Source organism: Hymenobacter ginkgonis (genome assembly GCF_009755225.1).
GTDB lineage: Bacteria > Bacteroidota > Bacteroidia > Cytophagales > Hymenobacteraceae > Hymenobacter > Hymenobacter ginkgonis.
In genome coordinates this window covers 1,150,942-1,163,785 of sequence record NZ_WQKZ01000001.1, presented here as the reverse complement: position 1 = coordinate 1,163,785, position 12,844 = coordinate 1,150,942, and the positions used below count along the sequence as shown (strand labels likewise).

At 65.3% G+C, this 12,844-nt stretch carries 6 protein-coding genes; 5 read left to right on the top strand and 1 reads right to left on the bottom strand.

The genetic code is table 11. The annotated features are described in order from the left end of the window. Positions 1-274 precede the first annotated feature (274 nt). On the top strand, positions 275-1,120 hold the full coding sequence (locus GO988_RS04620; RefSeq protein ID WP_232341363.1) for an alpha/beta hydrolase: 846 nt from the start codon (positions 275-277) through the stop codon (positions 1,118-1,120). Between the two features lie 102 nt (positions 1,121-1,222). On the opposite strand, the gene GO988_RS04615 is transcribed toward GO988_RS04620, so the two are convergent. Continuing rightward, the gene (locus tag GO988_RS04615; RefSeq protein WP_157562328.1) at positions 1,223-4,276 is read right to left on the bottom strand and encodes an ATP-binding protein; all 3,054 of its coding nucleotides are present in this window, start codon (positions 4,274-4,276) and stop codon (positions 1,223-1,225) included. A 405-nt stretch (positions 4,277-4,681) separates the two neighbouring features. Here GO988_RS04615 and GO988_RS04610 point away from each other — a divergent pair, with 405 nt between their 5' ends. The 4 genes from GO988_RS04610 (at position 4,682) to GO988_RS04595 (ending at position 12,815) form a co-directional block, all read left to right on the top strand. Then, a complete protein-coding gene (locus GO988_RS04610; protein ID WP_157562327.1) occupies positions 4,682-5,065 on the top strand; it encodes a hypothetical protein in 384 nt (127 codons plus the stop codon). A gap of 111 nt (positions 5,066-5,176) precedes the next feature. After that, positions 5,177-5,572 (top strand): hypothetical protein, encoded by a 396-nt coding sequence (locus GO988_RS04605; RefSeq protein ID WP_157562326.1) that lies wholly within the window; start codon positions 5,177-5,179, stop codon positions 5,570-5,572. A 143-nt stretch (positions 5,573-5,715) separates the two neighbouring features. Next, positions 5,716-9,240: a hypothetical protein gene (locus GO988_RS04600; RefSeq protein WP_157562325.1), complete on the top strand. Its 3,525-nt coding sequence runs from the start codon at positions 5,716-5,718 to the stop codon at positions 9,238-9,240. Next, positions 9,237-12,815, top strand: a complete 3,579-nt coding sequence (locus tag GO988_RS04595; RefSeq protein ID WP_157562324.1) for a hypothetical protein — start codon at positions 9,237-9,239, stop codon at positions 12,813-12,815. Before GO988_RS04600 ends, GO988_RS04595 begins: the two co-directional genes overlap by 4 nt. The last annotated feature ends 29 nt before the right edge of the window (positions 12,816-12,844 follow it).

Genomic DNA, 12,844 nt, shown 5'->3' with positions numbered 1-12,844 from the left:
TCAAGTAGCCTGGCTTTCTCTCGGGTACCCAAGCGGCTTCCTACCCCTGCTAAATTTGGCTGGGGTGCATTACTTGCGGCTGGTGGGGGTAATAGTACCCGCTTTTGTCCTGGCAGTTGAGCCTTAGTAGATGAGAGTAGCGAAATTTATTGCCTCAGGTACTGTTTTGACTAAAAAGTCTGCTAGGCTTCCTTGGGTACTACGTTCCTTCACTATACGTCCTTCGCTTGGGGCATGCTCCCGGCGTCCTCCTCCATCCTCCTATCTACCTGCTTTGAACAGTACGCCGCCGCTGACGCTTCTTTTCCTGCTGTTTTGTATGGCCTGCGCCCGGCCAGCGCACGCGCAGACCGTCGCCGTTCCCTTGGCTATTGGGCAAACGTTTACCCTCTCCTCGGCGGTGCTAGGCGAAACCCGGCGCATTAACGTGTACATGCCACCGGGCTACCCTGATTCTGCTACGGCGCGCTTACCCGTGCTCTACATGCTGGATGGGGGCCTTCGGGAAGATTTTTTACATGTGGCCGGCTTGGTACAGGTAGCCACTGGTAACGGCACTATGCGCCCGTTTCTGCTCGTAGGCATCGAAAATACCGAGCGCCGCCGCGACCTAACCGGCCCCACCACCAACCCGGAAGACCAGAAAATTGCCCCGCGCGTGGGTGGGTCGGCGGCGTTCCGCACGTTTCTGCGCACCGAGCTACTACCCACTATCCGGCAACGCTACCGCACCACCGCCGAATCAGCCATCATCGGCGAGTCATTGGCCGGGTTATTCGTCCTGGAAACGTTTTTGCAGGAGCCCGATTTATTCGATACGTATCTCGCCTTCGACCCCAGCCTGTGGTGGAATAAAGGCCACTTAGTTGACCAGGCCGCCCCACTATTGCGCGCATATACCGGCCCCGCCAAGACGGTATATGTTGCCTCCAGTAGTGATGATGTAAAGATTCCGGAATCGCGCCGCTGGGCGCCAGCCTTACAATCCGCCGCCAAGCGCAACATTACGTGGTATTATAAGCCAATGCCGGCAGAAACGCACGCCACAATTTACCACCCGGCAGCCCTACAGGCTTTTCGAATCGTCTTTAAGCCTACCCCAGCCGCGCCGGCTAAATAAGGAGCGAAACCCTACCCTGCCGTTTTAAAGCAGCTTCAGCAACTCGCTGCCTAGTCAACATCTGCGGGCTTGTTAAAGGCCTTATAACCTACTGGCGTGTTACTACTTAAGAGGTTGAACAGGGGTGTAAAGCGCAGCATTTGCCTGCACGCGGCGGGGCGTGCTACTGGGCGCGTAGCCAAAGTGGCGCGAAAAGCTGGTAGAAAAATTAGCAGGATTGCCATATCCTACCTGGTACGCTACCTCCGCTACCGTAGCCATACTGCCCGCCAGCAGCTCGTGCGCCCGTTGCAGTCGTATCAGGCGAATGAGGTCGCCGGGGGCTTGATTGGTAAGGGCTTTCAGCTTGCGATGCAATTGGGCGCGGCTCAGGCCCAGCTCACGGCTCAGGGTTTCTACGCTCAGGGTTTCGTCGTCGAGAAAGCGCTCGACCACTTGCTGCACTTTCAGCAGGAAAGCCTGCTCGAGGGTTGGCGGGCCGGGAGGGGGTAGCGTAGCCATCCGGCGGCGATAGGTTTCCTGAAGCTGCTGGCGCCCGCGCACTAGGTTCTGCAGCTGCGCCAGCAGTTCGGTGCGCAAAAAAGGCTTGGTCAGGTAGGCGTCGGCGCCGGTATCCAGGCCCTGAAGCTTGCTGGGCAGGTCGGCTTTGGCCGTGAGCAAAACGATAGGAATGTGGCTGGTACGCTCGTCTTGCTTCAGCGCCCGGCACACGCCGAAGCCGTCGAGGCTGGGCATCATGGCATCCGTCAGCACCAGGTCCGGCAGGTGCTCGACGGCCACGGCGAACCCCGCGGCCCCGTTTTCGGCTTCCAGCAACTGGTAGTCGGCCGCCAAAATGGTGCGCAGGTAAGCGCGCACGTCGGCATTATCTTCTATTAAAAGAAGCAAAGGCGCTGCCAGGGGCGGGGCTACAACCACTGGCTCGGGAACAGGTAGCGGGGTAGCCTGGGCTGGCGGGGCCGCCCCATCCTCCATGGGGTGGCCGCTAGCCCAGGCCAAAGGCAGCCGCACGACCACGCTGGTGCCGCGCCCCACCTCGCTGGCCAGGGCAATGGTGCCGCCGTGCAGCTCGACCAGCTCTTTGGTCAGGGCCAGGCCAATGCCCGTGCCTTCGTGCTCGCGGGTGTTGGAGCTGTCGGCCTGGTAAAACCGGTCGAACACGTGCGGCAGTTCGGACGGGGCTACTCCGCGGCCCGTGTCGCGCACCGTCAGTTCCACCCAGGTAAGGCTGGTTGGCTCCGGGGCAGTTTCTCCGCGCAGTTCTACCGCTACTATCCCAGCTTGCGGAGTAAACTTAAATGCATTGGAGAGCAGATTGGCCACCACCTTCTCCAGCTTGTCCGCGTCGAAATCGACGGGTAGGGCGGGCGGGTCTGCCTCAAATGTGTACCGAATGCCGCGCTGCTGGGCCAGCGACTCAAACGAGCCCACCAGCCCATGCACAAAGCCCACGACCTCGCCCGGCGCCAGGTGCAGCACCTGCTGGCCGGCTTCGAGGCGGCTCAAGTCCAGCAGCTGGTTGATGAGCAGCAGCAGGCGCTGGGCATTGCGCTGCACCAGTTCGGCCTGCCGGCGGGTAGCCGGCTCGCGGGTATCGGCCGCAATTTGGGCGGCCGGGCCCAGCATCAGCGTAAGCGGGGTGCGAAACTCGTGGGTGATATTGACGAAGAAGCGCGTCTTTTCCTGGTCCAGCGCCCGGAGGCGGTCGGCCTGGGCGCTTATTTCGTCGCGCTGCGCCGCCAGGGTATGGTTTTGCTGGCTGATTTCTTCGGTGCGGGCGCGCACGGTGGCTTCCAGGCGCTCGTTTTGGGCGCTGATGAGCTGCCGGCGCTCGGTTTCCTGGGCGAGGTTTTGGGCCGAGAGTTGCTCCACTTGCCGCAGCTGCACCTCTAGGTGGCGGCGCGTGGCGGCAAAGTCCCGCGCCAAGTACACCGACATGCACACCGGCAGTACCAAGCCGCAAAGCTGAATGGTGAGTTGCGCGGCCAGAAAATCGGAGCTATCCAACCGGTGCACGATGTGGAAAGCGCTGCTAGTAGTAACCGGCACAAGCAGCGCGCCCAGCGTGCCGATGAGGAGCAACCCAATGCCGGGTTGCTGCCGCCATAGCGCCAGGCCCAGCACCCGCAGCATATCGAGCCAGGCAACAACAAATACACCCAATACCACGGGCGGCATCTGGTTGCCGTCCGTTGGCCGGGCTAGCCACCAGGCTACTTGCCCCACGCTCGTGAGCGCCAGCAGCCCCAGCCAGACCCGAGGCAGGCGAGTGTGGCATACGGCGTAGAGAAACACCAGCAGCAGCCCACTGCTCAGCGAGGCCCCCACTTGAAAGCCCAGCTGCGCCCACCAGCGCATCCCTTCGCCCATAAACGTGGCGCGCAAAAACACCATCAGGAAGGTGCCCGCGGCCACCGCCATAAAGAGGCTAAAGTAAAGATTGGCGCGCTGGGGCCGGTAAAATAAAAACAAGCAGAAGTGCAGCACGGCCAGCACCCCGGCGCTCGTGACGGCAATCAGGCTGAGCGCGTCGGAGCGCGCCTGGCGCACGCGCTCGGCTACCAGGCGCTCGACCGGGGCTACCCACAGCGCAAGGCCGCCGTAGGGCAAGGGCCAAGCCTCAAACTTGGCGTAGCGCACGGCCAGCAGGTGCGGGCCGGGCTCGCGCAGCATAAAGGGCAGCAGGCAGTAGCGCGGCCGCACCCCTTGCGTGGTTGGGCCAGCGGTGCCGATGGTACCGTAGCGGCCTATTAAGTGGCCATCGAGGTAAATTTCGGAGGCGCCATCCTGCCCAAGGTATAGGCCCAGCGGCACACCCAGCAGCGCCGGGTCGAGGGTGAAGTGCAGCCGGAAACAGCCCGTGCCGCGCCAGCCCGGTGGCCCTTCCCCAAATAAAAAGCCGGGGTAGGCTAGTGGCCAGGTTAGGTCGTTGGTGGCGGGGCTGGCCCAGTCCGAGGGCTGGCCGGGCTGGTAGCGCCACCGCCGCGTGCCACCAACTTGCTGCATGTCCGCAGCATACACCTGCGCGGCGCTCAGGTGCACCAGGGCACTGTCGGGCGAGGCCGCCACGCTAGCCGCTGGGGGGCTAGGCCAGGCGGGCGTGGCTAATGCGCTGAACAGGCAGCAGAGTAGAACAGCAAGGCAGCGAGTAGTCATCAGCAGCGGCGTTACGGCGGCGGGCGTGAAGGAAAACGCGGTGCAGGAAATGCCCGCACTGCCTAAGATACAGCTTATTACCTATTGTGTAGCTTGGTTAGCTAAGCCAGCAGGGGTAGCCAACAGCGTTTTGCAGCGGCGGGTACTGGTAAATACCACTGCACAACCTCCGCAAACACCTTTGCAACCTTCGCAAAAGCCTCTGCGACGCCGGCACACGCTTTTGCAACGTGCGCAAAGGCCGCGCCGGGTGGCTTATTCTTCCTTTGCGCTAGTTCCAGCGCTTCGATTTTCGCTGGGTGCGGGTGTCCAAAATTCTTCCTTAAAACCTTACCCCGGCATGCGGGCGCCAGCAGTTGAAGCAACTGGTTATTTTTTCCAACCCCATCAAAAAAGCGAAGTGTTATGAGCGATTTTTCTGAAAACTGGGAACAATGCATGCACAGCAGCGGGCTGCTCGTGCCCAATGTGGAGGATGCCAACGAAGCGCTGGAGTTTTTGCACCAAGTGCATTCGGCCTGGGAGAACTCAGGGGGCGAAGCAGAATTGACCATTGCCGGCCTGCTGGCGGCGGGTGCTCTGGTGGGCGTAGACGAAGGGGCGCTGGCGGTGCTGGGCCAGCTGGGCGAGATAGCCGTGGCAGCTTACCTCAGTGCTTGCATCAGCTGCATGGCGTCGGTGGCCCTGGAGGATATCAAAAGCCTGTTTGCCAACAACGAGCTCCCCGATTTCGTGGTAGCCGAGCTAGAGGGCCAGGGCGTTGACCTGACGAACGAAGCCGTGGCCTAGCCCAAGGCTTTACTACCCCGCCGCTGCGCTGCGTGAGTGCCGCACCAGCCTAGCTCGTGCGTGCGCAGCGGCGGGCCCTACCCCTCCCTAACTCAATCCCTAAAAAAACTTATGTCTTTACTTGATTTAACAGACCCGAATGATTCTTCGGTGCGCGGCGGGCTCAGCAATCCGGACCCGATTAGTTGGAGCGACGTGCTGGCGGGAAGTTTTCTTAATCTCACTATTGATGAGTTTACTTCTTCTGAAGACGTGGCCACGCTGTTCGACCTTAGTGCGCCGCCGTCCTTCAGCGGGCCTTATTTGGTGTGGGGCGAGCTTGCCCAGGATACGGGCACGCTTGCCTTATACCTAGCTACTTCTACCGGGGACCGCGACCAACCCTTTGCCCAGCTAGACGGCTTTACGTCGGCCATCGATGGCTCGGGCGGCGCGGCGTCCGGCAGCGGGTCGCTCTCGCGGAGCAATAAGCTGCCCCCGGCCATTAGCTGGGCGCTGAATCCGTAGCCGGCCCGGCAGTGAAAACGCGCTGCCCGGGTGAGGTGGGGGTAGGGCGGGGACCGGGCTAGGCCGCGGTTCGCCCTACCCCCACCTCATCCGGGCAGCCTTTCAAAACACAAGCTAAGTACAGATAACACGGGTAAAATGCTATGAGTCAACCGGAATTATTCTTGCTTAGCCGGCCCGATGACTTCGTCGTTCTCGGCGTTCAGCTAACTAATTTTCAGGCCGCGCCGGCGCCCGCGGCGGACGCCCCACCCACCCTGGTTGCCCTGAGCGACGCTGCGCGGGTGGTCCTCCGCTTTCCGCCGCAAGCCCTGGCGGAAGAGAAATACAACCCTGGGGTGCACTTTGCGCGGCGCGGCGCCCGCCTAGCAGGCCCGAGCCACCTCACGTTTACGCTGCCGGCCGGTACGCTCGTGGTGCTTAGCGTGCCGGGTATTCTGGAGGCGCTTGCGCAGGCAGGCCAGCTGGCCGACCCTACCGACGCCGACGCCATGGAGCTAGAGCTGCCGTGGCACCTGCACCTCGCGGTGCAGGACCCCGCCGGCACGGGCGTAGTGGCCGACTACGCGCCGCGGCCAATTACCTCGCCGGCGGGCACTACCGGGCTGTGGCAGCTGCGCCTGCGCGCCCGCAACGCGCGCCCCGGCAATGCCGACCTTGCGCTGTTGCCGGGGCGCGCTGAAGCCGACGCCGAGGGGCTGGACACGGCTCCCTTGTCTTTTTTAGACCGCCAAGCCATTGTGAGCGAGCGCGTGCATGGCCTGGCGGCGGTGCGGCGCCTCGAGCTGAGTGCGCTGGGGGGGTCGCTGGCCGCGCGGCTGCAGCAGCCCAACATCAAGTGGGAGCACGAGACTACGCTGGGCCGCGACCGCAAGGTGCTGGTGACGGTGGGCGGTATCCTCTACCCCTTCGGCCACCGCGCCGAGTACTCCGTGGTTGCCGAGCGGGTCTTCGACCCCTCCGGCACCCAGGCCGTGGCGGGCATGCTGCGGCAGCAACTGCTCGTGGTGATGGAGCCAATTCGCTCGTTTGCCGAGGGCGACGCGGCCCTCGTGCGGCAGTTCCCGTTTCACGAAGTTGAGCTGCTCACTCGCAGTTTGAGCGACCTGGCCCTGCCGCAGCAAAGCACCGCCCCCGGCGATTGGCAGCTTTACAACCGGGTGCCGTTTCCGCCCGCCGACTTGCAGAACCAGTTGAGCGAGCTCACCGCAACGGAACAGGCATTGGCGGCCACGTTGAGCCAACGGCTTGCCGAGTTGCCGCAAACGATGCAGCAGATGTTCGACCTGGGCTACGGGTCGGCGCCCGCCCTCCAGGAGGCGCAGCAAAATGAGGCGCAGTATGACCCAGAAGGCCTGCTGAAGCAGCAGCGCGCCATCGACCGCCAACTGGATTTGCTCACCCGCCCGCGTACGCCAAAGCGCCCACCTTCTCCCGACGACCAAAACCCCGACGACCCAGATACCACCGACGCGGACGCCGCCCGCCAGCAGGAAATCAACGACCTGCTGGCCCAGCGCCCCACCAACCAGGCCATTCAGGAGGCGCAGGTAAACCACGACTTCTACGCCCGGCAAGTGGCGCAGCTACAAGCTGCGGTGCAAAATGAATTTAACGCCCTGCCGCGCAGCATCGAGCAGCTAGTGGCGGCCAACGACGCGGAGGCTACCCAGCACCAGGCGGTGCTAGGCCAACTAGCAGAAGTGCAACAGGCGCTAGCCCAGATAGCAGCTGCAGCTAAAGAGGTTCATTCGCTGTATTTTACGCCCCACACGGCCGCGGGCGCGCCGGTGCAGTTTGCGGTGCGCTGCGCCGCGGCCAATGGGGACGTGCACTTCTCGACGCCGCTGCTTTTTGTGCGAGATTTTCAGTTTGAAGCCACGGCGCACTTCCCCGCCTTTGCATCGCTCACAGATACTAGCGTGGCCACTAGGCTCGCCGCGGCCTGGGCCGGCGCTGGCGAGGAGCCAGGCGCGCGGGTGGCCGTGGCGGCGGCCGTGGCACCCGTAGCCGCCGGGGCGCCGCCGGGGCCGGGGGTAGCGCTGGCGCCGCTGGCCCGCGCCGCCGCCCGCCGCCTGCCGCTGCCCGGCGTGCCGATAGACCTGATACGCAGCGCCAACCGGCTAGCCAGCGACATCCAGGAGGTGCACGCGCTGAGCATTGCCGCCGTGCAGTATGCCAACGGTTTTTGGCCCAGCCTCTCGCAGTTTGAGGTAGAGCTGCCCGCCCTGCGCACGCTGCTACCGGAGCAGAGCAAGCGCGTAGCGCTGGCCTACGCCGACGAGTTTCTGCACGCCGGCGACCAGGTGGCCGTGCCCCTGGGACTAGTTGACCATCTGATAGTTGACTTCACGACGCAGGCCGACCGCTCCGGAGGCCTGGTGGCGCCCAAGTTTACGGCCGATGGCATCTCGCGCACGCTGGGGCTGGTGCCCACCGGCGCCCTACCCCTGCCGGCGGGGCTGCCCGACCTGGCCACGGTGTACGCGGGCGCCACCTTGCTGGGCTTTCCGCTGGGCGAGGTTATCAACCTGGCCAAGTCGGCGACGGACCTGCCGTTGCCGCCTACCATCGTGCCGCTGCTGCTGTCGGGCCAGCCCCCCGGCGTGCAAATGCTGTGGCCGGGGCTGCCACTCAAGAGCTACGGGCCACTGCAAGCCACCGAGGCCACCACGCTCGACCTACTCGTGGAAGCCTCGCCGCTTCAAACGAAAACTACGTGCACGGTCGAAAATATCGCCCTGGCGCTGCCCCCCACTGGCACGCAATTTCTGACACTGCACTTTAAATCTCTGGTATTCAGCCAGGAGAACGGGCAGGCACCGAACTTAAAAATCAACGGGCTGGAGGTTTCGTTTGCCGGCGCGCTCAAGCTGCTGCAAGTATTGCAGGAAAAGCTGCAGGAGCTGCTGGACCTCGGCAACAGCGGCCCGACGGTGGAAGCCACGTCCGCGGGCCTCACCGTCAGCTACACGTTTGGCGTGCCCAGCTTGCAGATGGGGGGCTTTCTGCTGCGCAATATCGCCTTCCGCACCGCGGTAGACGTGCCGTTTGATGGCCGGCCGGTAACGGTATCGCTCTCCTTCGCCCGGCGCGACAATCCGTTCAACCTCAGCGTACTCCTCTTTGGCGGCGGGGGCTACATCGACCTGCAGCTCGGGCCGGCCGGGTTGATGCGCCTGGAAGCGTCGATGGAGTTTGGGGCCGCAGTTGCAGTCGATTTTTTGGTGGCCTCGGGCGAAGTGCACGCGCTGGGCGGTGTGCGCTACATGCAGCGCGGCGCGGCCCTCGAAGTCGATGGCTACCTGCGCTTTGGCGGCAGCATCAAGGTGCTCGGCCTGGTGTCGGTATCGGTCGAGCTGGTGCTGACCCTCCAGTACGACTCGGAGCTCGACAAGCTATGGGGCCAGGCTACGCTCGTGCTAGAAATTGACCTTACGCTATACGCCACTTCCGTGGAGCTCGACAGCGGCCCATGGGTGCTCTACGATGGCCCCGACAATTCCCTGGGAGCCCCGGCTTCGGCCCCGGCGGGCCTCGTTGCTAGCCCTGCCCTCGCCCGCCTGGCTCCGCTTGGCCCTACCCCCTCCGCCAGCCTCGCAGCCGCTAGCGCCGCTGCTGCCGACCTGCAAGCCTGGCAAACTTACCAAGACGCTTTTGCCCCATGAACCCTACCCCTACTAGCGAGCTACTCTGGATTGCGGTTCCCGGAGGAATAACGGGCACCGCTGACCTGCGCCAGGCCATTTTGCGGGTGCTGGTGGTGCCGCGGCTCCAAGGCAGCTCGCTGGCCGGCGAAGGCATGGCCAACTGGCCGCCGCCGGGTTTAGCTACGGCTACCCTGGCGGTTGATTTTGGCGCCGATGCCGACCATCTTCTGCCGCCGGTGCTGGTTGCCCCGCCCCATATTCAGGCCCAGCCAGGCCTGTGGGAGGCTTTTTTTGGGCCCGCCACCACGCTGCGGCCCGCCGAGCCGCCCACTGCCCCGGTGCCGGTTACCGTCGCGGATACGACCGTTCGGGCGGCTGCCATTGATGCGACCTTCAGCGCAGCGGCCGCAACGAAGATTACGCCCGACCCCGCCAGCCACGCCGAGCTGGACCGGGTGGTACGCAAGCAGCTAAACACCTACTGGCGCGACGATACCCTACCCCCCCCGCCGAGCCCCATCGGGCCCACGCCCGTGGCCGCGCCAGTCGATTTTCACCGCACGCTCTCGCTGCTGCGCGAGCACCCGGCAGTGCTGCGCGCGCTGGGGCTCATTATCGAGCTGCGGTTGCCGGTGGCCCAGCTGCCGGCCGGCCTCACGGGCGTAGTGCAGGTGCGCTGGCCCGATGCGCCGGCCGCGCCGACTTTGCCAGCCATTGTTTCGCCCTTTACGCAGTACGAATTTGAGCCGGCTAGCCAACGCTTTCTGCCGGCCTCGACCCCGACCATCAGCGCGGGCATGGTTACGCTAACCGACGACCGGGCGGCCCCGAATGGCGCGGCAAAGAAACCGCGCTGGGGGGTAGTGACGGTGGATGTAGATGCCGGGGCCCAGCGGCTGCGCGATGCGGCCCGCACCCTAGCGAGCACCGACGCCGCCAACGCCGCTGCCGCCCACAAGGCGGCGCCCAACGGCGGCCCACTGGCCGGCCAGCCTAGCCCGGCGCAGCTGCCAGCGCTCCGCACGGCGGGGCTGCTGCTGGTGCGCCACGCGCGGCAGCAAGACTTCGACGCGCGCCAGCAGGTGGCACGGGCCAATGGGCAGCGCGGGGCGATGAGCACCGCCGTGCTAACCGCCGACGACCTCGTGCTGGGCTACCGGCTCGACATCAACCGGGGCGGCGAATGGCGCTCGCTGCACGAGCGGGAAGCCACCTACCGCGTTGGCGACCTGACCATTGCCACGGAGCAGCCTTTTGAGGAAGGCCACCTCAAAGCCCAGGCTGCCGTGCGCGGCTCCGACGGCGCCCTGCGCACCGACGAAGTGGTGGCGCGCTGGAGTGGCTGGAGCCTCGCCGTGCCACCGCCCCTGGCTAGCAGCGCCAACGGGGGCCAACCAATGCGGCGCCTTGGGGCGCTGCCGTTCGATTTCGACTTGACTTTTAACGTTAAAAAGGGGTCGCTGCCGCGGCTGCAGTTTACGCAGGCGTACCAGATGCGGGCGCGCGTGGCCGACATTGCGGGTGGGGGCCTCGGCCTGGCCGACCCGGCGGCTGCCCGCTGCGCCACCGCCAGCGTCATTTACCGGCGCTACGAGCCAGTAGCCTCCCCCGAGCTGCGGCTACCCCCCGACGTAGAGGCGAGCAGCTTTGGGCCGGGCGAAGCACTCGACCTGCTGGCTGTTCGCAGCGACCCGGCCGGCAACCCACCCACCCCGGCCGGCACGTTTTTGGCGCAAAACCCATTGTACGCGGCGTATACAGCGGCTCGCCGCGTGCTGCGCCCCCCCACCATAGCCCTCGATTTGGCCCAGCAGCACCCGGGCGCGCTCGTGGGCGCGGCCGACCAGACGCTGGCGGCTCTGCAGCAGGCAGGGGCTCCCGGCGGCTCGACTGGGTCGCTGTTTGCGGGGCCGCTGGCCCTGCCCGACCCGGCGGCCGAGGGTATAGCGGCGTTCGCGCAGCCCGAGCCCGGCGCCGCCGTTCAGGAGCCCCTGCTGCACAGCTGGGCGGGAACGTGGCCCGCGCTGGATACCAAGCAAGTGGTGCTCGCCGATGCGCCCGGCCCGGCTGCCACCACGGCGTGGGTGGCGGAGCAGCTTGCCATCGCCCTACCCCCGGCCGAGCAGCTGACCCTGGAGCTATCGACGTTTATGCGCGGCGATTTTCTGGACCATTTTGCCATTAAAGAGCAACTGCCCAGCGAGTCTGAAACTACCGTGCTGCTCGGCCGCCACCCCCTAGCAACGCCGGCGCACATCGTGCGCCTGGTGCACGCCGTGCGCCGCCCCCTCCAAAACCCGGCCGGCACGTTGGCCGCCGTGCGCGAGCCAGGCCAAACCTTTGCGCTCCTCAGCCCTACCCCTGCCCTACTGACGGTGCACGCCAAGAGCACGGCCAAGCTGGAAATAACCGCCGCCTGGACCGAGTACAGCGACGAGACGACTAGTAGCGTCACGGCCGCCCCGGTGCAGGCGGTAGTCATTGGGCCGTATGACAAGGCCCTGGCCGAGCCGTTGCGCCACGAGCTGGGCGACACGCGCCACCGCATGGTCAGCTATACGCTCACCGCCGTGAGCCGATTTCGGCAGTTCTTTCGCGCCGAGGAAGCGCCCGAGGCTTTTCTTGCCCCTACCCCGCTGCCGGCGCTGAACGTGCCCAGCTCGGCGCGCCCCCACCCGCCCCTGGTGCTCTCGACGCGCCCGGCCTTTCGCTGGGAGCAGGAGAACGCCACGCGCAGCGATGGCACGAGCGCAACTATTCGGCGGCGCCACGCCTTGCTGCGCGTCGAGCTGCAGCGGCCCTGGTTTCAGAGCGGGGAGGGCGAGCAGCTGGCCGTTATCGTGGGGCCAAGCAACCAGCCCGCCGCGGGCGTGCAGCCGTTTCTTACGCAAGTTGGCCGCGACCCCATTTGGGATACGCCTACCCCCGAGCAGTGGCCGACGCCACCGGCTTTTGCTGCTACCGCGGGGCCGGCAGCCGAAGTACTGGTTGACTCGGGCGTGGCCACCGTCGTGGCCGTTCCCTACGAGGTGTGGTTTCACGACGACCGGTGGTACGCCGATATTGCGCTGCCTGGGGTGGCAGCTGCTTCGTATTGCCCCTTCGTGCAGCTGGCCGTGGCCCGCTACCAGCCCAGCAGCCTACCCCACCTCGAGCTCTCGTCGATTGTGCACACCGAGCTGGTGCAGCTGCTGCCCGAGCGAACGCTCACGGTCAATCGGCGCGGCCCTGCCGCCGTCGAAATCCTGCTCGAAGGCCTCGGGCCAACTGGTCCGCAGCCCAACCAAGTCGATTTGATTGTGGAGCAGTGCCTGCTTCCGCCCGGGGTGTCGGCAACTACCGTCGAGCTAACTGCCCTTACGCCGCCGGCCGATACAACGCTCGCCTGGGTAGCCGTGGCCACGGCCACGGGCGCCCTCGGCACTCGCCTTAGTGCCCAGCTGCCTGCCTCCCCGGCGGGCCCGCTGCGCGTGCGCGTGCGGGAGGTCGAGCGGCTTGAAACCGGCGCGGGCGCGGCGGGTGCACCGGGGACGAGCGCCGAACTCACACAGCGCATCGTGTTTACGGAGGTGCAGCTAATAGCTTCGGCGTAAGCCTTCCTTACGGCCGGCAGAACTGCTGC

Excerpts from the sequence above, each read along its gene's own strand:
- GO988_RS04615 (WP_157562328.1), bottom strand. The coding sequence starts at position 4,276 with ATGACTACTCGCTGCCTTGCTGTTCTACTCTGCTGCCTGTTCAGCGCA.
- GO988_RS04610 (WP_157562327.1), top strand. The coding sequence starts at position 4,682 with ATGAGCGATTTTTCTGAAAACTGGGAACAATGCATGCACAGCAGCGGG.
- GO988_RS04605 (WP_157562326.1), top strand. The coding sequence starts at position 5,177 with ATGTCTTTACTTGATTTAACAGACCCGAATGATTCTTCGGTGCGCGGC.
- GO988_RS04600 (WP_157562325.1), top strand. The coding sequence starts at position 5,716 with ATGAGTCAACCGGAATTATTCTTGCTTAGCCGGCCCGATGACTTCGTC.
- GO988_RS04595 (WP_157562324.1), top strand. The coding sequence starts at position 9,237 with ATGAACCCTACCCCTACTAGCGAGCTACTCTGGATTGCGGTTCCCGGA.